Source organism: Arachidicoccus sp. BS20 (genome assembly GCF_001659705.1).
Taxonomy (GTDB): Bacteria; Bacteroidota; Bacteroidia; order Chitinophagales; family Chitinophagaceae; genus Arachidicoccus.
On sequence record NZ_CP015971.1, the window covers coordinates 1,338,677 to 1,359,748 of the forward strand.

Sequence of the window (21,072 nt, forward strand, 5' to 3'; positions counted from 1 at the left end):
AACTATTTAAAATCAAGTACATATTTAATAATATAGGAAGAAAGGCAATCTTAGAATGGAAGAAAATTACGTACGGCTATATATGTCGTACATAAATATACAATCCATGCAATTTTTTTCCCTCAAAAATTACAACATCCTTTCTCTATTAAGATATAGAATTAACCAGTTAGTATAATAATTATTAATACATTGCAATATAGATAATTACTTTATATTAATTATTTTTCCAAAATATCCACCACTTGTTTTTCTTTTTATCCCCCTCGCCGAAATACCCATAGCCGTATCCATAACCATAGCCATATCCATAACCCTGACCATAGCCGGATTTCTTTATACTAATATCATTTACCACAATATTCAGACGCGGGAATTTGTCATCATCCCCCAATCTTCCGATTTGGGCAACCTGCTCTTTGTACGTGTATCCTACCCTTACCAGGAAGAGGGTAATATCGGCATACTGCGCCAATAATTTCGCATCCGTAACAATATTCGGGGTTGTATCTATAACGATGTAATCGAACCTCTTCCTCAATTCCGTAAACATATCCTTTGTTTTGTCCAATAAAATCAATTCTGCCGGGTTCGGCGGAATAGGACCACAGGGGATAATCGACAGGTTGCCATAATTCTCAACAGGATAGATAATTTCCTCCAGCTTCGCCTGCCCGATAGCATAGTGCGTGTAGCCCTTTGCCGGACGGATACCTAATTTTTGCGAAAGACGCGGCTTGCGCAAATCCAATTCCAACACCACCGTTTTTTTGCCTGACAATGCCATCGTAGCACTCAGATTCAACGATACAAAACTCTTACCCTCGCCCGGCATAGAAGAAGTAATAATTATGACCTTATTGTCTGCCTGCGGCAATAAGAAATTCAAATCGGTACGCAGGGTACGGAACTGCTCCGCTACCGGGTCGCGGGAAGTTTCCGTAATGATAATTTCTTTGTCGGCAATACCGCCGCCGCTATGCAAGATTTCCGCCAGGATGGGCACGTTCGTTCCTTTTTCGATATCTTCTTTTTTCCGGATTTTCGTGTTCAATAAATCTAATAAAATAAAATATGCAAAAGGAATGACAACTCCCAAAAAGAGTGCTACAACAGCTATAACGAGCTTTTTTGGAGAAACAGGTTTTGGTGCTACCCACGCATAATCAATAACCCTAACATTAGACACTGTGGATGATTTAGAAATAGCCGTCTGTTCTTTTTGCTGTAACAAAAACAAATATAATTGTTGTTCCACCTCCTGCTGACGACTATACTCCAGGTAAACCCGTTCTTTTGCCGGTACCTTACGCAGGGTATCAGTAATCGCATTGCTGTTGCGCTGCATTTGTCCGATTGCTACCTGAATAGAATGCTTCATAGAAACCAACTCGGACAGCATACCACTACGCATGCCCGCCAACTGAGTATCCAGATTTTTAACCAAGGGATTATTGGTGGTAGAGCTTAGCAATAAGCGTTGGCGTTGTAAAAGCAGCGCATTATATTGATCAATATTTGATGAAATTGCAGAATTCTGAAGCAAAGAAGCAGCAGGAATTACCTGAAGGCTATCCTGATTCAATTCCATATAGTTAAGCAATGAATTAACCACACTTAGTTGCACCTGCTGGTTTGCTAAGTTTTGTGTAGAAGTGCCTGCATAATTAATCAATGCTTGTGATTGAGTCGTTATGTCTGCTAGATTGTTTTTTTGCTTAAAATCTTGTATTCTGGATTCCCAATTGCTTAGCTCGGTGCTTACTGATGCTAGCCTGTCGTTGATAAACTTAATAGTACTATCCGCCACCTGATTGTTATCGTCCACTCCAGCCTGCCGATATACATCAATCAATGTATTCAATATGTCAATACCCTTATCGGGTACAATAGTTGGCAATGTAAGATTTAAGGTGGTTACATTATCATTAGGCATTTCAGCATTCAAATTCTCCTGTAAATCGCTCACGACCGAACTTATTGGTGCTATTCTTAGTTTAATAATCTGAGAGGTGTCCCACGCATTAGTCAAATTATCTTTATTTAAAACCAAACTACCAAAAGAAGCAGTTAAAGGGATACCCCATGTGCCTTTCCAAACCTGTTCATTGTCATTAGTAATAATGTATCCTTGGTTGTTAATCGTCAATTCAAAATGCAGTAAATCGTCATCTTGCAAAGCTACTATGTCATCCGTATGATAATTACTTACATTAATTGTAAAGGGCAGAGAGTCCTTATATAAAGGAACCTCTCTCAATCCTTTTCTTTTCGAAAATGAAAGATATAGCTGTAGTTTATTTACAGTTTCCTGCAGAAGCGTAGAACTAAGGATAATCTGCTGCTCATTATAAACATTACTCTGCCCTGAAAGTATTCCTAAACTTTGCAAAGTAGAAAATTCAGAAGACATGGAATTACCACCGAGATTAGATTTTGGGTCTTTAATAAGAATACTTGCTGTTGCATTGTACTTAGGATTAGTAGACTTTAGATAAACATAAGCCAATGCTAACATCAAAAAAATGCTTATTGCGAAAAATACCCAATTAGCTTTTACTTGCTGTAATATTTTTGTAATATCTATCTTCGCATTATCTGCATCTTGCCGTTCAATATCGTGAGATTGCATAAAGATTCAGGAGTATATAGTTTTGAAATGAATTTGATTTTTTTACAAATTAACCCTACTTGCAATAACTACAATTAATGAAAGGATAGCAGCACCAATTGTATAGTTTCTTGTTCTTGCCGCATCCGTAGCTGCCGCTTTACCCTTAGTAGGCTCTACATAAATCACATCGCCCTGCCTTAAATAAAAATAAGGAGAAGCCATCATTGCTGTATTATTTAAGTCAAGACGCACCACCTTTACTTGATTATCTGGCTCACGTCGCTGTAGCATTATATTTTCTCGCTTACCATAGATGGTCAAATCGCCAGCCAGCCCCAGCGCATCCAATACGTTTGCCCGCTCCCCATCGACAATATAAGTTCCCTGCCTCGTAACCTCTCCCAGCACCGTTACCTTAAAATTTGCCAGGCGGACATTTACAACAGGGTCTTTATACAACATCGCCGCTTTTCGAGTAATCGTATCTTTGATTTCATCAGTCGTCAACCCCGCAACATGAACTGCTCCCAATACAGGCACTTCTATATTGCCATCTTTATTTACCAAATATCCATCAGGTGTAGATACTGGTCGCATATTAGCAGATGTGTTCACATTTGTTGCTAGCATAGCTGCTGAATTACTCGCAGGAGCTGTACTTAAATTAAGCGCTCCATCTGCAGCCGGGTCTAAGGTAGAAATGGTAACCCTTAAAATATCATCGGGCTGGATGACCAAGGGCTTGTATGCCGCCACGGGTACATCGATACCTTTAGTATAGGCTTCCGAACTATCGGTAATATTCTGGAAATAGGCAATGTTTTTATAACCGGAGCATGAGGCAAATAACAGCAGCAGTGTTAAAAAAGGGAAAACACGATGTATTTTTTTCATCTAATTCAATGTTTTTCAAGAGATAATAGTAACCGACACGATACCGGAACTTAACAAAAAGAACACGCTAATCCGTTTGCAAATAACAGAATTATTTCAGATATTAGCAAATAATCAGCCAACTTTTTAAAAGTTATGAAAGAGAACAACTGTTAATAGCTTTAACCTCTTTTACTTTTCTTAACCACCCCATGATTGCACTTTAACGAAAGCATTATTTACAGCCAGTTTTCCGGTTCGTTTTAGTTGTGATATACTTGCTATGCCCTACACTTCTTTTGTCCATAAGCTTCCAAAGAAATTTCTGAAATGTACAGCACAAATACTTTATGAAGCGAATTTCCGGTATTCCGGGAATATTTCCAATTCTTTTTTAAATATCATGGGGCATAGTTCATGGGTAATGGGTCATAGGTCATGGGGATGGTGTTTTACCGACGAGCGAATTCTTTTATTGCAAATCCCGGCAAAAGATATCAACAAATCGCTATTCCCGCTACTGATGCCTGCTATACCGACCTCTAACAACTTTTATAACTGTCCAATCTTCTTACAACGACATCTGTTGATTTTTACATAACTCCACGTCCGACAGCACCATTTCTTTTATCAAAGCCTGTAAGTCATATTTAGGTTCCCAGCCCAATTTCGTTTTTGCTTTGGCAGGGTCGCCAATCAGCAAGTCCACTTCCGTAGGGCGGTAGTATTGCGGGTCGATACACACGACCGCTTTACCTGTTTCCAGCTGGTACGACGGATTATTACATTTTACCACTTTTGCCGTTTCCTTTTCGTGTTCTCCCTCGAACGCCAGCTCAATACCTAACTCGGCAAAAGCCATCTTCACGAAATCGCGTACCGTAGTGGTAACGCCGGTGGCTATCACGTAATCTTCCGCCACGTCCTGCTGCAAAATGCGCCACATCGCTTCCACATAGTCTTTGGCATGTCCCCAGTCGCGCTTTGCATCCATATTGCCCAGGTATAATTTATCCTGCTTACCCAGCGCTATTGCCGCTACCGCGCGGGTAATTTTGCGGGTAACAAAGGTCTCTCCTCTACGGGGCGACTCGTGGTTGAACAAAATACCGTTGCATGCATAGATATTATATGCTTCGCGATAGTTCTTCGTAATCCAGAAACCATAAATCTTTGCCACACCATAAGGCGAGCGTGGGTAGAACGGCGAATTTTCGTCGTAAAAGCCTTTCTCATTCTTATTTTCTTCCAAGCCGCCATACAGCTCCGAGGTAGAAGCCTGGTAGATACGCGTCTTCTTTTCCAATCCCAGGATACGCACCGCTTCGAGAATGCGCAGGGTGCCGATACCATCGACATTTGCCACATATTCCGGCGAATCAAAGGATACCTTCACGTGGCTCATGGCGCCGAGATTGTAAATCTCATCGGGCTGCACTTCCTGAATAATACGGATAATATTGGTAGAGTCGGTTAAATCGCCGTAATGCAGTTTAAAGTGCACATGGCTTTCGTGCCGGTCCTGATACAAATGGTCAATACGCTGGGTATTAAACGATGACGCCCTGCGCTTGATGCCATGTACCTCGTATCCTTTTTCCAACAGTAATTCTGCCAGGTAAGAACCGTCCTGCCCCGTGATACCGGTAATTAAAGCTGTTTTCATTCGTAGTATATTGTTTATGTTTTTAAATTATCAAAACAAACCTGCAATTATCATTCCTTTAATATGCAGGCGTGTTCGGTTCATTTTATTTGTTATTTCTTTATTGTTCTTTTTGCCTGATAAAAAAGAACCAAAAAATCAAGACCGTATTGAATTTGCTAAAAATCATTTTATAAGCCGGCATTATAATGAGATTTCTCCCCACGAAATGACGAGAAACATGTCCATTTTTCATGCCTTACCGCATTGATTTTATTAACGCATATTCAATAATGCCGCTCAAAGAACTTTTGATTACGGTTATCAGCCGGTATCCGATTATAAAATTTTATATTATAAACTGAGCATTACTACATTTAACAATAAACAGGTACAACGGTTGAGCGTCTATTACTTACCTGCCATTCCAAGACGAAGCCTTACATAATGACAAATAGCGCATGATTAGTTTCCGGTCATCCATAATAATGTACGGTACAAAAGCATCTCTTCTTCCCTTCCATTATTATTTTGCGCTAAACTAAGTACTTTTATCAATAACAGGCGATAGTTATCGCATTTTTCTTTTTTCCATTTGATTTGCCTGCCGGTTGCACCGGCGGCTATTCAAGTAACGCACCATCCGGGGGCTTGTCCCCCTATCCCCTAACAAGAACTTATATACCGCGTCAGCGTTCGACGTATGTGTTTTCCAGAAAATCCAGCGAGGCTTGTTAACACTACATTTATTGCTCTATTCAAATAACGCCCCGTTCACGGCTTAGCCCTTATCCCCTAAAGGGGTTAAGGTATTGTATCAACGTTCGGCATAGGCATTTTTTAAAAAATCCCGGTATGCCAGGGTTATCCCCTCTTTTAATTCCACCGTATGTTTCCAGCCCAGGGCGTGCAGCTTAGACACATCCATTAATTTTCGCGGCGTACCATCCGGCTTAGTTGTGTCAAAATCAATTGAACCTTCGTAACCGACCACCTCTTTTACAAGGTATGCCAGATCTTTAATGCTCAGGTCGGAACCCGTACCAATATTCAGAAATTGTTTTTCGTTATAATTTTCCATCAGGAAAAGACAAGCGTCCGCCAGGTCGTCGGCGAACAAAAACTCCCGAAGCGGCGTACCCGTACCCCAAATGGTTACCACCGGCGCGCCGGTTTCCTTTGCCTCGTGAAAACGGCGGATAAGCGCCGGCAACACGTGTGAATTCTGCGGATGATAATTGTCGCCGATACCGTACAGGTTGGTCGGCATCACGCTGATAAAGTTGCATTGATACTGGTCGCGGTAGGCTTCGCAGAGCTTAATGCCTGCGATTTTCGCGATAGCATAGGGTTCGTTGGTCGCTTCCAGAAAGCCGGATAACAGCGATTCTTCCTTTAAGGGCTGCGGCGCCAGCTTAGGGTAAATACAACTGCTGCCGAGAAACATCAGCTTCTCTACCTTGTTGAGATAAGCCGCATGAATGATATTGGCTTCCATTGCGAGGTTGTCGTACAAAAAATCGGCACGGTAGGTATTGTTCGCCAGGATGCCGCCGACCTTCGCAGCAGCGAGGAATACATATTCCGGTTTTTCCTGTTCAAAAAAGTGCGCTACCGCCTGCTGGTCGCGCAGGTCCAATTCGGAAGACGTGCGTAGGACAAGGTTGTTATAGCCTTCTTTTTCCAGCTTTCTTTTAATAGCCCCGCCGACCATTCCCCTATGCCCGGCGATGTATATACGACTGTCTTTTTCCAAAATAAAGCTATTAAATATTAAAAACTATATTGTTATATTCCTTCTTAAGTCCTACCGTCATTCACTTGCTCCTTACCGAAAACGATTACCGGCAACGTACATTAAATTTCTACTTTAAGAAGTACCTGATAATATTTTATTACCATACAAAGGTATAATAGAAAAAGAAGCTATTCTTATACACCTCCTGAAATATTATGGCAAATCCTGCGGTTCCGGTCTTATTTAACAAAAGACAATGAGGTAACGGGGCATGGTTCATAGTTCATGGGTCATGGGTAATGGGTCATAGGTCATAGGGGGTAGTTCATGGGTCATAGGTTATGGGTAATGGGTAATGGGTCATAGTTCATGGGGGGTAGTTCATGGGTAATGGGTCATGGTTCATGGGTCATAGTTCATGGGGGGTAGTTCATGGGTCATAGGGGGTAGTTCATGGGTCATAGGTTATGGTTCATGGGTAATGGGTAATGGTTGATAGGTCATGGGGGATGGTTGATAGGTCATGGGGGATGGTGTTTTACCGACGAGCGAATTCTTTGCAGGTGTTAAAAAATTTCTTGCGGATTCTATTTATTTGGCTTATTTTTGTCGGGCTGAATCAAAACAGAAACTGTAGAGGAGATAATTAGCCGCTGTTCTATCTTTTCCTTAGGATTTTTTTAAACAAATTTGGTGTAAAAGCGTTTTTGGCTTGTTAGTTGCTGGTGGTTACGAAATAATAATGAGACCGATAAAGCGATTATATGCTAATTTTGCAAAGGCAATTTAAGACAAATGCGGCGGAGGCTCCCTTAACAGATTAACCCCGGCAACAAACAACAGGTGGACATTTTTATTCACAGGGCGGCAACCGGTTTCACTGTAGAAGACTTATGTTGTATTTGCAGCGCTATTAAAAAATTGTATTATACCTATGCAGAAATTTTTTACCAGACTCCAGACCTATATGCTCGTTTTCGACATTATAGCGTTGAACATTTCTTTGCTTGCTTCTTTCCTGCTGCTCAAAGGGGCGGATTCCATTGTGTCGATTAACTTTCTGACCCTGTTCATCTTTTTTAATTTCATGTGGGTAACACTAACGGTCATGCGGAGAGTCTATGATGATTTTTCCACCATGGATTCCACCGTGATTATGCGCAATTCTTACCGGATATACACTACCTATATTACCTGTACCTGCGTTTTCCTGCTCCTCATCGCCATGAGGACACAGCACCGGGGACATTTTTATTTCTTCCTGTTTTTGCTGAGCAGCCTGTTCTTTGCCCTGGCTTTGGTTTTCCTGCGGGTATTCATGTTAGGGCTGCGCAAGAAACTGCGTAAAAAAATAAAGCCGAACCTTAACATCGTGGTTATCGGCAACAAACAGGTTGCCGAAAGAATGTATAATGCCATTACAGATGTGAACGTGGTTCATCATTATAATGTGATGGGCATCTTCAGCCAGTCGGATTTTCCGAGGAACGGGCATCCGTCGCACAGCCTGTATAAGGGGGACGTATTCAACTGCATTGACTTTATACGCACCAACCGGGTGCACGAGGTGTTCTGTTCCATCCGCGAGGTTTCGGCAGAGAACGTCAGCCGGCTGATGAAGGAAGCCGACAAGCAAATGATACGGGTAAAGTTCCTGCTGGATTATGAGGACATCATCCAGCGACCGGGAAAGGTCTATTCCAAAATAGGCGAACTGCCCGTGATGACCATACGGGAAGAGCCACTGGAGGACAGCCTTAACCGGCAGGTAAAACGCCTGTTCGATATTGCATTCTCCCTATTTGTGCTTATATTTATCTTAAGCTGGCTGTACCCGATAATGGCGCTGCTGATCATGCTGGAATCGAGGGGACCCGCGGTGTTTGTGCAGTTAAGGTCGGGCAAGGACAATAAGCCTTTCAAATGCTATAAGTTCCGCAGCATGCGGAAAAACAAGGATGCCCATACCGGTCTGCAAGCGACGAAGGATGATAAACGGCTGACCAAGATAGGCGCCTTCATCCGTAAAACGAGCATTGACGAGCTGCCGCAATTCTGGAATGTACTAACCGGCGATATGTCGATAGTGGGTCCGCGACCACATATGCTGGCGCATACCAAAAAATACAAGAACCTGATGGACAATTACATGGTGCGGCACCTGCTGAAACCCGGCATTACCGGCTGGGCGCAGGTAAACGGCTGCCGCGGCGAAACGAAGACGCCCGAAGAAATGAAAAAGAGGGTGCAGTACGATATAGACTACTTAGAGAACTGGTCGTTTTTCCTGGATTTAAAAATCATTTTTCTTACGGTGTGGAATACCGCGAAGGGGGAAGAAAAGGCGTATTAGTTATTGGGATATTGAGATATTGAGATATTGGGATATTGTTGGGTATTGGTTGTCCGTTATTGGTTATCAGTTATTGGTTATCAGTTATTGGTTGTGGGTTGGCGGCGGCTGTTCCGTCAGAGAAGCAAGACAGCAGGATAAACGCGAAGCAATAAATTATATACATTTGCCTGCCGTACATTTTAAACAAAAAATATAATAGATGAAATGCCCGTAAGGATTTTACATACACAAAGTGATAATTATTTTGGCTCATTCCATCTTACCATTAAAAAACAATAAAAAATAAACAGATGAAAGTAATCGTAATTGGTACCGGCTATGTGGGACTTGTAACAGGCGCATGCCTCTCGGATGTTGGCATTGAAGTCTGCTGCATAGATATAGACACGAAAAAAGTTGCCAACTTACACAAAGGAATTTTACCTATTTATGAACCGGGCTTAGACGATATTGTAAAACATAACGTACAAAACGGACGACTGAGCTTCAGCACCTCCCTTGCGGATAATATTGCGGGCGCGGAAGCGATATTTATTGCCGTGGGCACGCCGCCGGGCGAAGACGGCAGCGCCGATATGCGCTATGTGCTGAGCGCGGCTAAAGATGTGGGGAAATACCTGACCGGCTACGCGATTGTGATTACGAAGAGCACCGTTCCGGTGGGCTCTTCGGAGAAAGTACGCGGCGCCATTAAAGAAGCGCTGCAGGAAAGAGGCGCCGACATACCGTTCGACGTGGTTTCTAACCCGGAGTTTCTGAAAGAAGGCGCAGCCATCAAAGACTTTATGAGCCCGGACAGGATTGTCGTAGGTGTGGACAGCCCCCGCGCGCAAGAGACCATCGACACCCTGTACAAACCGTTTTTGCTCAACGGCTACCGTATCCTGTATATGGACATTGCCTCGGCAGAAATGACCAAATATGCCGCTAACTCTATGCTGGCGACCCGTATTTCGTTTATGAACGATATTGCCAACCTCTGTGAAATCGTGGGGGCAGACGTCAACCATGTACGTGCGGGCATAGGGGCAGACCCCCGTATCGGCAAAAAATTTCTTTATGCGGGTGTCGGCTACGGCGGATCCTGCTTTCCGAAAGATGTCAAGGCGTTGGTCAACATAGGGAAAGAAAACGGCTACCGGCTTCAATTATTAGAGGCTGTTGAAGACATCAATAACCGGCAGAAGAAAATTCTGTTTAAGAAAATAAGCCGCCATTTCGACAACGACCTGAAGGGTAAGACCATTGCCGTATGGGGACTTGCCTTTAAGCCGAATACGGATGATATGCGTGAAGCGCCATCGCTTGAGCTGATAGACGAACTGCTTGCTGCAGGCGCTACGGTTAAAGCATTTGACCCGGTTGCCATGGAAGAAGCCCAAAAAGTACTTGGCGACAGCATCACCTGGTGCAACGATGTATATCAAACCATCGAAGGGGCAAGCGCCATTGCCCTGCTGACGGAATGGAACGAGTTCCGCCTGCCCGACTGGAAACATATCAAAGCTGCCATGCAAACAGCCGTCGTATTTGACGGACGCAACATCTATGACGATGTACTGCTGCACAAAGAGGGCTTTGTATATTACGGAATAGGAAAGTAAGGCATCAACCGCACATAAGCAAGGCGCTTGTTAAAGCCTTTTTGAAAAAGATACCCGCTGCCGGTTTTGCAGCGGGTATCTTTTTCTTTCTCACGGAAATATAATTAAAGAGATTATTTCCCCGCACAGTCTCCCGCAGGGGACTTTGCGCAATGCAAGCCAACAACCGTAAAGTCCATTAGCAAACGCGCAAGCCATGAAAGAAGACCATGCGGAGAAAAAAGTTAAGGAACGCTATGTGCGGTGTCTTCGCCGCGCATTTCCCCGCAGCGGGCTTTGCGCAATGTAAGCCAGCAACCGCAAAGCCCTTTAGCAAACGCGCAAGCCATGAAAGGAAACGATGCGGAGAAGAAAGTTAAGCGACGCTATGCGCGGCGTCTTCGCCGCGCATTTCCCCGCAGGGGACTTTGCGCAATGTAAGCCAACAACCGCAAAGCCCCTTAGCAAACGCGCAAGCCATGAAAGAAGACCATGCGGAAAAGAAAGTTAAGCGACGCTATGCGCGGCGTCTTCGCCGCGCATTTTCCGCACGGTCTCCCGCAGGGGACTTTGCGCAATGCAAGCCAACAACCGTAAAGCCCCTTAGCAAACGCGCAAGCCATGAAAGAAGACCATGCGGAGAAAAAAAATAAAGGCTTCCCTAAAGAAGCCTTTTGCAAACTAATTTATTAAAATTATTATTTCTTTTTTAGTGAAGCGCGTACTTTTTTTACAAAATACTTTGAAACTCCGGCATATTTGGCAACTTCTTCATCAGCCGGTCCTATCGTAATAAGTTTATGAACAATTTTATCTTTATCCTCGAGTTTATGGACAATTTCATTTTTTTCTTTATCTTCAATTTCTCCTTTCGCTATCGCTAAACCTTCCTCATAGCCTTCTTTCCAGGCATATTCCAAAGCAGCTTCCCAGTCCCATTTGCGTTTTAAACTTGTATCGTACATAAGTTTTTCCTCTTATTCTTCTTTTAGGGAAGCGCGTACCTTCTTTACAAAGTCAAGAGATACTTCAGCTACATCGGCAGCTTGTGCATCGGTAAAGCCAAGTTTGATGATAAGGTTGCGAACCACTTCCGCTTTGCCTTTTTCCATGCCCTTTTCCATACCTTCTGCTATACCTTCTGCTATACCTTCTGCTATACCTTCTGCTTTGCTCTCCCGGCGGGCATATTCCATCACCGCTTCGTTATCCCATTTGCGTTTTAAACTTGTATCGTACATAATTTTTTCCTCTTATTCTTCTTTTAGGGAAGCGCGTACCTTCTTTACAAAGTCAAGAGATACTTCTGCTACATCGGCAGCTTGTGCATCGGTAAAGCCAAGTTTGATGATAAGGTTGCGAACCACTTCCGCTTTGCCTTTTTCCATGCCCTTTTCCATACCTTCTGCTATACCTTCTGCTTTGCCTTCTGCTTTGCTCTCCCGGCGGGCATATTCCATTACCGCTTCGTTGTCCCATTTGCGTTTTAAACTTGTATCGTACATAATTTTTTCCTCTTATTCTTCTTTTAGGGAAGCGCGTACCTTCTTTACAAAGTCAAGAGATACTTCTGCTACATCGGCAGCTTGTGCATCGGTAAAGCCAAGTTTGATGATAAGGTTGCGAACCACTTCCGCTTTGCCTTCAGCTTTGCCCTTTTCCATGCCCTTTTCCATACCTTCTGCTATACCTTCTGCTTTGCCTTCGGCTTTGCTCTCCCGGCGGGCATATTCCATCACCGCTTCGTTGTCCCATTTGCGTTTTAAACTTGTATCGTACATAATTTTTTCCTCTTATTCTTCTTTTAGGGAAGCGCGTACCTTCTTTACAAAGTCAAGAGATACTTCTGCTACATCGGCAGCTTGTGCATCGGTAAAGCCAAGTTTGATGATAAGGTTACGAACCACTTCCGCTTTGCCCTTTTCCATACCTTCTGCTATACCTTCTGCTTTGCTCTCCCGGCGGGCATATTCCATTACCGCTTCGTTGTCCCATTTGCGTTTTAAACTTGTATCGTACATAATTTTTTCCTCCTTGTTTAATTTACTGTATTCTGCAATGTTGAACAGTTTCTCGAATACCGGCTTGCGCAGGTACAAAGGTATCTTATCCAATTTGCTCATATTTTTCAATACGAAGAGCCACCCGTCCAAATCTGTTTTCAACTCCGGTTCTTCCTTTGTAAAATTAATCAATTCTATATAGAAAAATCCTAAATGCTCGTAAAAAACTTTGCCGGTTTCCCGGTCGCAGAGGCAAACGTCGTGAAAATATTTGGTGGTTCGTTCGCTGCCGGGCATCGGGAAACCGTCCATCAGTGCAATCACATATACTTCGCTTATCTTGTAGTCCCACTTTTTGCGGCTGCCTTTGGGCGCCTGGTCGGCAATCAGCTTGCTGCCGTAATACAGCATCCGCCGCTTGAAATTAAGCTGCGAGCTGCGCTGCACCTCTATAATGAATTGTTCGCCGTTGTCTGCCGTGCAGGTAAGGTCAAAAATTACACCGCCCGTTTCTTCCGTATCGCCTACGTGTTCGTTCTTGTTGTAGTAAATATCCTGAATAACTTTCCGTCCCCGAAACAACTCATTAAGGAAAGCTATCAAAAGGTCTTTATTGGCATCTGTTCCGAAAGTCCGTTTAAAAGCGAAATCAGCGCGAAGGTCTATATATTTGGGTTTGTCCATGTCTGTTGAAATTGCCTGCAAACAAAGATAGCTATAATCAAACAGTTAATGGTTAATGGAGGGTAGTTAATAGCCAAAAGGTAATTTTATTTTTTTATTTCCCCGCACGGTCTCCCGCAGGGAACTTTGCGCAATGTAAGCCAACAACCGTAAAGTCCATTAGCAAACGCGCAAGCCATGAAAGAAGACCATGCGGAGAAAAAAGTTAAGCGACGCTATGCGCGGCGTCTTCCCCGCGCATTTTCCGCACAGTCTCCCGCAGGGGACTTTGCGCAATGTATGCCTACAACCGTAAAGTCCATTAGCAAACGCGCAAGCCATGAAAGGAGACCATGCGGAGAAGAAAGTTAAGGGACGCTATGCGCGGCATCTTCGCCACGCATTTCCCCGCACAGTCTCCCGCAGGGGACTTTGCGCAATGTAAGCCAGCAACCGCAAAGCCCTTTAGCAAACGCGCAAGCCATGAAAGGAAACGATGCGGAGAAGAAAGTTAAGCGACGCTATGCGCGGCGTCTTCGCCGCGCATTTCCCCGCAGGGGACTTTGCGCAATGTAAGCCAACAACCGCAAAGCCCCTTAGCAAACGCGCAAGCCATGAAAGAAGACCATGCGGAAAAGAAAGTTAAGCGACGCTATGCGCGGCGTCTTCGCCGCGCATTTTCCGCACGGTCTCCCGCAGGGGACTTTGCGCAATGCAAGCCAACAACCGTAAAGCCCCTTAGCAAACGCGCAAGCCATGAAAGAAGACCATGCGGAGAAAAAAAATAAAGGCTTCCCTAAAGAAGCCTTTTGCAAACTAATTTATTAAAATTATTATTTCTTTTTTAGTGAAGCGCGTACTTTTTTTACAAAATACTTTGAAACTCCGGCATATTTGGCAACTTCTTCATCAGCCGGTCCTATCGTAATAAGTTTATGAACAATTTTATCTTTATCCTCGAGTTTATGGACAATTTCATTTTTTTCTTTATCTTCAATTTCTCCTTTCGCTATCGCTAAACCTTCCTCATAGCCTTCTTTCCAGGCATATTCCAAAGCAGCTTCCCAGTCCCATTTGCGTTTTAAACTTGTATCGTACATAAGTTTTTCCTCTTATTCTTCTTTTAGGGAAGCGCGTACCTTCTTTACAAAGTCAAGAGATACTTCAGCTACATCGGCAGCTTGTGCATCGGTAAAGCCAAGTTTGATGATAAGGTTGCGAACCACTTCCGCTTTGCCTTTTTCCATGCCCTTTTCCATACCTTCTGCTATACCTTCTGCTATACCTTCTGCTATACCTTCTGCTTTGCCTTCGGCTTTGCTCTCCCGGCGGGCATATTCCATCACCGCTTCGTTATCCCATTTGCGTTTTAAACTTGTATCGTACATAATTTTTTCCTCTTATTCTTCTTTTAGGGAAGCGCGTACCTTCTTTACAAAGTCAAGAGATACTTCTGCTACATCGGCAGCTTGTGCATCGGTAAAGCCAAGTTTGATGATAAGGTTGCGAACCACTTCCGCTTTGCCTTTTTCCATACCTTCTGCTATACCTTCTGCTTTGCCTTCGGCTTTGCTCTCCCGGCGGGCATATTCCATCACCGCTTCGTTGTCCCATTTGCGTTTTAAACTTGTATCGTACATAATTTTTTCCTCCTTGTTTAATTTACTGTATTCGGCAATGTTGAACAATTTCTCGAATACCGGCTTGCGCAGGTACAAAGGTATCTTATCCAATTTGCTCATATTTTTCAATACGAAGAGCCACCCGTCCAAATCTGTTTTCAACTCCGGTTCTTCCTTTGTAAAATTAATCAATTCTATATAGAAAAATCCTAAATGCTCGTAAAAAACTTTGCCGGTTTCCCGGTCGCAGAGGCAAACGTCGTGAAAATATTTGGTGGTTCGTTCGCTGCCGGGCATCGGGAAACCGTCCATCAGTGCAATCACATATACTTCGCTTATCTTGTAGTCCCACTTTTTGCGGCTGCCCTTGGGCGCCTGGTCGGCAATCAGCTTGCTGCCGTAATACAGCATCCGCCGCTTGAAATTAAGCTGCGAGCTGCGCTGCACCTCTATAATGAATTGTTCGCCGTTGTCTGCCGTGCAGGTAAGGTCAAAAATTACACCGCCCGTTTCTTCCGTATCGCCTACGTGTTCGTTCTTGTTGTAGTAAATATCCTGAATAACTTTCCGTCCCCGAAACAACTCATTAAGGAAAGCTATCAAAAGGTCTTTATTGGCATCTGTTCCGAAAGTCCGTTTAAAAGCGAAATCAGCGCGAAGGTCTATATATTTGGGTTTGTCCATGTCTGTTGAAATTGCCTGCAAACAAAGATAGCTATAATCAAACAGTTAATGGTTAATGGAGGGTAGTTAATAGCCAAAAGGTAATTTTATTTTTTTATTTCCCCGCACGGTCTCCCGCAGGGAACTTTGCGCAATGTAAGCCAACAACCGTAAAGTCCATTAGCAAACGCGCAAGCCATGAAAGAAGACCATACGGAGAAGAAAGTTAAGCGACGCTATGCGCGGCGTCTTCCCCGCGCATTTTCCGCACAGTCTCCCGCAGGGGACTTTGCGCAATGTATGCCTACAACCGTAAAGTCCATTAGCAAACGCGCAAGCCATGAAAGGAAACGATGCGGAGAAGAAAGTTAAGCGACGCTATGCGCGGCGTCTTCGCCGCGCATTTCCCCGCAGGGAACTTTGCGCAATCAAAGCCAACAACCGCAAAGCCCCTTAGCAAACGCGCAAGCCATGAATGGAGACCATGCGGAGAAGAAATCCGAAGCGCTGTGGTCGGGATTTACAATCCCGACCAACGATACCGATCACAGCGATGAGATTAACAGTATTTATTTATTCAATTTTTCGTCGAGCATTTTCATAAAGTATCCCCCCACGACGCTTCTTGCCTGAAAGCCCACTTGCTTACCGTCTGTTGTTTCGTGCCAGTCGCTCAAAGGCACACGGGTCGGCGTTTCGGTTGCGTACTTGTAAACAGGCGTTACAAATTTTTCAAACGTTGCTTTATCATTCGCCAGCGTTGCCGTCCACATAATCCAGTCGGATTTTGTATAAGTTTTTCTGCTGTCTAAAGGAAGACCGTATTTGTTCTGCTTCGTGAGATAATATTTCACTTCCTTTTCATAAACACTTTGCGGGAAAATATTCAGATGCAGCACTTTATCCCAAACCAGATTATACTTCTGGCTCCAGGTATTTTTATCGTTGAACGTAAGGGCATAATGGTCGCCTGCATCGGCAAGCTGCATCCATTTTTGTGCAAAGTCTTTTGCCATGGCAATATATTTTTCGGCAGTATCTTTTTGTCCCAGCATATCTGCCATCATACCATAGGCGCCGATGGCAACGATGGCTTTCACTGAAAGGTTTGCGTTGCGTGCCAGGTGTCCTGCAAAGTCATCCGTGCATAATTGGTTGGTAGGGTCAAGTCCTGCTTTAGATAAATAATCCACCCAAATGCTCAGTTCTTTCCAATGTTGTTTTGCGTAGTTCGCATTACCTTCGGCTTTTGCAATAGCAGCCGTAGCAATGACTACATTGCCTGCTTCTTCCACCGGCATATCTTCCCCGTAAGTTTGTCCGTTTGCCAACGGATAAGTACCTAAATCGTGCGCAGGGAAAGGCTTTTGCCACTTGCCGCTTTCGCTGTATTCATAAATGCCGTTGAGCATTCCTTTGAGTAAATCGGGGTTGTACATTAAATACATCGGTGCGGAAGGATAAGTTATATCCACCGTGTTGATAGAACCGTTGCTGAAATTTTCTTTGGATAAAAACAAAATTTCTCCTTTGGGGCTTTGCACCAACGCATGTGCGGCAACGCTTTGCCTGTATGCCAAATCGCACAGCTTTGCATAATCTTCGCCGCCTGCGGCAACGGCTTCCTGATACATTTGCTTATCGAAAGCGTTACATTTTTCTACCACCGAATTATAATCGTTATAAGCGGTTTCCAATTGCTGTTCAATGGAGCTGTTGCCGTCTTTGTTCCACCAGGGGCGCAGGTTGTGATGAAAATACTGAACCATGTATTGTTCATCATAACCGAGCTCGATAAATTTTTCTTTGGATGAAGATGAAACTTTTCCGAGATTTAAAACGGTGTTCAGTTCGAGGCTGTTTCCTTTGACAGAACCGGTTGATTGAACTTTGTTATTCAGAAATGCAGCAATACCGCTTGTTTCGGAAGATGTGATGAATTGCTGCGTTGTATTATCATTGGGTGCGCCTACATAAAAATACCCCCAGTCGATTCTCAGATCGTCACCTTTCTTTTGCAGTACGGGCTGTGATGTTGTGCCTGTTTTCAGCAATTTTAAATTGCTTGTATTGGCAACAGATGCAGCGACTTCCTGCTTTGATGTATTAACCGCAACGTCCGATGAGGCGCCGAAATAAACCTGCACATCGTGCGTTTTGCCGTCGTTGGATGTTGCATTAAAAGTTACATAAGAAACAGGGCGTGATACAAGATTCAAATCGCTCAGCAACAATGGCGAAATGAATTTCACTTGCAAATCAACCCCTCCCGCGGTAAAATCATACTTCGTTTGCGTCGCCGTTAAGCAGACAGCTTTTTGTGAAGCAAGCCGAATTTTTTTCTTGTCGGCAGATATGATTTTTTGCACGATTCCTGCATCGAGATAAGCGCCGCCTGCCGTATTTGCACAATGAATCGCCAAGACGTTCTTACCTTTTTTCAGGTTCTTTTTTATAGCATTATTCAAATCAAGAAAAACAAATTTATTGGTCCACCCGGTTGTGTGATAAATATCTTGCCCGTTCAAATAAACTTCTACATTATCGTCATAATATATTTTCAATAATAGGTTATCAAGATTAGGATTCGTTATTTCAAACACCCGCCGCATCCATATATCTTTGGATGCCCAAAGCGTTTTCGCTTCTGATTGATTGTCGCTGAACGGCGCTGCGCCTGACTTCCAGCCGTTATCGTTATATTTTACCGAAGTCCAATTATTATCGGGTTGCTGTTCGGTATATTTTACGGTATAATTGCTTTCATCTGCCGCGGGCAAAATACTTTTATACGCATCTGCCTGCTTTCCTAAAAACCGGTAGTATTGGTTATCCACTTTGATGATTCCTATTAAAGATTGATTGGCTCCTGTCCAATGCTTTGTGACTGATGCGTTCAGCTTATCCGTGGCAGACCAAATACTGAAATACGTATCGTGCGTAATCAAAGGATACGACGGTGCAATTTGCTGCGCGTTTACTTTGACAGAGAGCAATGCCGCAGCAAACAATAAAAACCTGGCTCTCTTAATTGCCGGAAAAAATACGTGTGTCATTAGATTTGTTAATAGATTATGTAATGATAAATAGATGAATGATTGTACAACCGGCGAATTGCAAATAGCTTACGCCCTTGTTAATTTAAAACTCCCGTTATAAACGGATTTTGATAATTGAATAACATTGAACCTGTTTAAAATAGTTTTGCTAAATGCTTTCTTTCAACAAAATGATAATATTTTAAATGATATTTCGAGTATTTTTTACGTTCGACCCCTTCGGGCAATATCATTAAGTTAAGAAATGTTTACGTTTGCTATGTGCGGTGTCCTCGCCGCACATCATTATTCTGTCGGCTCTTGCCGAAAATTGCCATGAGGCAGTAGAATAATCGTGTGAAGCGAGGACGCTTCACACAACTTAACTTAATGACATTGTTCTTCGGGGTCGCAGGTTTATATAAAATCATTGTACCGCTATAAACATTTGGCTCCTCCGGAGTCATACGTGATGATTACGGACAATAAAAGAAATAATGCAACGACGACGGGTAATCTGACAAAAAATTTACTCATTAAAAAGTGATTTAGATGATGATATTTTTGATTATTGTTTGCTTTAGTTATCCTATTTTACACGTTCATATATTTCCTCTCCGTTTGCGCCGTTCAATGTCCAATTCATCAGGAAAGTGTCGTCGTCTAAAAATTTAAAAACTACATGGCCTTCTTTTACGGAAGGCGGTACTCCTATATGTTTGTCTAATTCTTCCGTGTAAGTTGAGTCTGAGGTAATTTTAATCTTTCCTCTCGAAAGCTGCACGTAGCGGTCATTCATATAAAAAAAATGCATGAAATTTCCGTTTGCATCAAATACTTTAAAATCTCTGTTTCTCGGCGGTGTAAATTTGTCATTGGTACCGTTGATGCCTTTCAGCATATTTTTCTGCATACTTACCTGCCACATGCCTTCAAAATTTTTGGCGCTTATTTTTATTTTTTGCGCACCGGCATTATAACCGTATGTTACGGAAGCGAGCAGCAGAAATCCGTGAATTACTAATCTTTTCATCTGTTTACTTTTTCATGTTTTTATCTGTCAGATGGAAATCGAAGATTAGCTTCGCTCAGTTCGAGCAAGCTCTCGTGTCACGAACTCCATCCTATAAAATAAAAATGCCGCGAGTAATACCTCAAAATAATGCATCGCTTTGAGTATGCCAAAGGTATATGGGCATTTCATGGCTTATTAATTAATTTTTTTACGTTAAATCAATTTATTACGCTTGCAGACACTCGTTTTACCACTGAATTGCCTGGTCTTCATCCGGTATCTGTGTATTGATTTTTCTTTCCATGATTAGTGAACCGCGTACGGTATAGTCAATAGTGGCATTTGCCACAGAGGTATAATCGGTATAGTTGTAATCAATATTATTGATGGTAACATACCTGTGCACAAGATACGGCAGAATTTCATCCGGAATTTCTTCAACGGAATAATTAACCGTTTGATTTACGTGAAAATTCATATCGGGATTGTCCGAAGTAAGCACAACTTCTCTTGTAGTGGTATCAAACTTTGCATAAATTTTATAATCTCTTCTGTCGGTTTTATTTTCATCTACGGTACCGGCATAGAAGAAGACTGTATTTTCGTCAACAACATAAGTTTGTATCGTACTGCTTACTATCGCCGCGCCGTTTTCTTCTCCTTTCAGGTAAATCTTCAGAGCCGTACCGCTGTATTCTCCCGAATAATCATTAAACGGCACAATTCTCAATAATGCTTTTGAGTAATTTCTTCTCGGGTTGGGAGTATATCCCCCTGACGGTTCTATCGTAAGTGGCAGCATCCATTTATCTGCCAAATCAATATTTTTAAGTGTAAACCCGATAGTGGCAGTATCGGTGTTCTCATTCTTTTTAATGGAAATTACCGTATCGGGAATAGTATAATACTGCTGCGACAACTGTTTATAATAAAGGTCTGTCCGGTTTTGAAAATTCGCGTCGTTAAAAGCCCGCAGCGTATCGGGATCAAGCCCGATATGTACCTGAAGGTCATTCTTATTATTGGTTGTACCGCTGACGATTACCGGCAGTTCATAATTAACCAGTCCGTCCGGCTTGTACCGGATATGAATGGGTGTTACGCCGTCTCCGTCCAGAGGAGCCTTGAAGGAGACATATTGCTCATATTGCTCGGCTGTCCAGTCTTTATTGCAGGCTGTACTTCCGGTAATCAGCAGCAGGGTAAGTATTACAGCTGTCTTTTTCATACGTAATTTTTTATTTTTAATGTTCAGCTTT

The 21,072-nt window shown here is 43.0% G+C and carries 18 protein-coding genes; 3 read left to right on the forward strand and 15 right to left on the reverse strand.

Annotated features, from left to right (window positions below; all coding sequences use genetic code 11):
- Nucleotides 1-217 precede the first annotated feature (217 nt).
- The 4 genes from A9P82_RS05945 to fcl form a co-directional block, all read right to left on the reverse strand.
- Nucleotides 218-2,632 (reverse strand): GumC family protein, encoded by a 2,415-nt coding sequence (locus tag A9P82_RS05945; RefSeq protein ID WP_066205350.1) that lies wholly within the window; start codon nucleotides 2,630-2,632, stop codon nucleotides 218-220.
- 42 nt (nucleotides 2,633-2,674) lie between these two features.
- Nucleotides 2,675-3,508, reverse strand: a complete 834-nt coding sequence (locus A9P82_RS05950) for a polysaccharide biosynthesis/export family protein (RefSeq protein WP_066205351.1) — start codon at nucleotides 3,506-3,508, stop codon at nucleotides 2,675-2,677.
- A 550-nt stretch (nucleotides 3,509-4,058) separates the two neighbouring features.
- Complete coding sequence (gene gmd, locus A9P82_RS05955; protein WP_066205354.1) at nucleotides 4,059-5,153, reverse strand: GDP-mannose 4,6-dehydratase; 1,095 nt, start codon at nucleotides 5,151-5,153, stop codon at nucleotides 4,059-4,061.
- 796 nt (nucleotides 5,154-5,949) lie between these two features.
- Nucleotides 5,950-6,888, reverse strand: coding sequence for a GDP-L-fucose synthase (fcl, locus tag A9P82_RS05965; protein ID WP_066205359.1), 939 nt, complete (start codon nucleotides 6,886-6,888; stop codon nucleotides 5,950-5,952).
- A gap of 916 nt (nucleotides 6,889-7,804) precedes the next feature.
- On the opposite strand from fcl, the gene A9P82_RS05970 reads away from it, so the two are divergent.
- From A9P82_RS05970 to A9P82_RS05980, 3 genes are all read left to right on the forward strand, one after another.
- Nucleotides 7,805-9,223 carry an undecaprenyl-phosphate glucose phosphotransferase gene (locus A9P82_RS05970; protein ID WP_066205362.1) on the forward strand — a complete coding sequence of 473 codons (1,419 nt, stop codon included), beginning with the start codon at nucleotides 7,805-7,807 and terminating at the stop codon, nucleotides 9,221-9,223.
- Between the two features lie 19 nt (nucleotides 9,224-9,242).
- Complete coding sequence (locus A9P82_RS15620; protein ID WP_066205364.1) at nucleotides 9,243-9,422, forward strand: hypothetical protein; 180 nt, start codon at nucleotides 9,243-9,245, stop codon at nucleotides 9,420-9,422.
- Nucleotides 9,423-9,516: 94 nt separating this feature from the next.
- Nucleotides 9,517-10,830 carry a UDP-glucose dehydrogenase family protein gene (locus A9P82_RS05980; RefSeq protein ID WP_066205367.1) on the forward strand — a complete coding sequence of 438 codons (1,314 nt, stop codon included), beginning with the start codon at nucleotides 9,517-9,519 and terminating at the stop codon, nucleotides 10,828-10,830.
- Between the two features lie 677 nt (nucleotides 10,831-11,507).
- Here A9P82_RS05980 and A9P82_RS05990 read toward each other — a convergent pair.
- The 11 genes from A9P82_RS05990 to A9P82_RS06045 form a co-directional block, all read right to left on the reverse strand.
- On the reverse strand, nucleotides 11,508-11,774 hold the full coding sequence (locus A9P82_RS05990; protein ID WP_066205371.1) for a hypothetical protein: 267 nt from the start codon (nucleotides 11,772-11,774) through the stop codon (nucleotides 11,508-11,510).
- 12 nt (nucleotides 11,775-11,786) lie between these two features.
- Nucleotides 11,787-12,050 (reverse strand): RpnC/YadD family protein, encoded by a 264-nt coding sequence (locus tag A9P82_RS05995; RefSeq protein WP_066205374.1) that lies wholly within the window; start codon nucleotides 12,048-12,050, stop codon nucleotides 11,787-11,789.
- 12 nt (nucleotides 12,051-12,062) lie between these two features.
- The gene (locus A9P82_RS06000) at nucleotides 12,063-12,314 is read right to left on the reverse strand and encodes an RpnC/YadD family protein (protein WP_066205377.1); all 252 of its coding nucleotides are present in this window, start codon (nucleotides 12,312-12,314) and stop codon (nucleotides 12,063-12,065) included.
- A gap of 12 nt (nucleotides 12,315-12,326) precedes the next feature.
- Entirely contained in the window at nucleotides 12,327-12,590 is a 264-nt protein-coding gene (locus A9P82_RS06005; protein WP_066205379.1) for an RpnC/YadD family protein, read from the reverse strand.
- 12 nt (nucleotides 12,591-12,602) lie between these two features.
- Nucleotides 12,603-13,496 (reverse strand): Rpn family recombination-promoting nuclease/putative transposase, encoded by an 894-nt coding sequence (locus A9P82_RS06010; protein WP_066205381.1) that lies wholly within the window; start codon nucleotides 13,494-13,496, stop codon nucleotides 12,603-12,605.
- A gap of 812 nt (nucleotides 13,497-14,308) precedes the next feature.
- On the reverse strand, nucleotides 14,309-14,575 hold the full coding sequence (locus A9P82_RS06020) for a hypothetical protein (protein ID WP_066205371.1): 267 nt from the start codon (nucleotides 14,573-14,575) through the stop codon (nucleotides 14,309-14,311).
- Nucleotides 14,576-14,587: 12 nt separating this feature from the next.
- Nucleotides 14,588-14,863 (reverse strand): RpnC/YadD family protein, encoded by a 276-nt coding sequence (locus A9P82_RS06025; protein ID WP_066205384.1) that lies wholly within the window; start codon nucleotides 14,861-14,863, stop codon nucleotides 14,588-14,590.
- 12 nt (nucleotides 14,864-14,875) lie between these two features.
- Nucleotides 14,876-15,781, reverse strand: coding sequence for an Rpn family recombination-promoting nuclease/putative transposase (locus A9P82_RS06030; RefSeq protein ID WP_066205387.1), 906 nt, complete (start codon nucleotides 15,779-15,781; stop codon nucleotides 14,876-14,878).
- A gap of 548 nt (nucleotides 15,782-16,329) precedes the next feature.
- Nucleotides 16,330-18,816: a glutaminase family protein gene (locus A9P82_RS06035; protein WP_066205389.1), complete on the reverse strand. Its 2,487-nt coding sequence runs from the start codon at nucleotides 18,814-18,816 to the stop codon at nucleotides 16,330-16,332.
- A gap of 571 nt (nucleotides 18,817-19,387) precedes the next feature.
- Nucleotides 19,388-19,831, reverse strand: coding sequence for a DUF4488 domain-containing protein (locus A9P82_RS06040; protein ID WP_066205391.1), 444 nt, complete (start codon nucleotides 19,829-19,831; stop codon nucleotides 19,388-19,390).
- Between the two features lie 229 nt (nucleotides 19,832-20,060).
- Entirely contained in the window at nucleotides 20,061-21,041 is a 981-nt protein-coding gene (locus A9P82_RS06045; protein ID WP_066205392.1) for a DUF4973 domain-containing protein, read from the reverse strand.
- Between the last annotated feature and the right edge of the window lie 31 nt (nucleotides 21,042-21,072).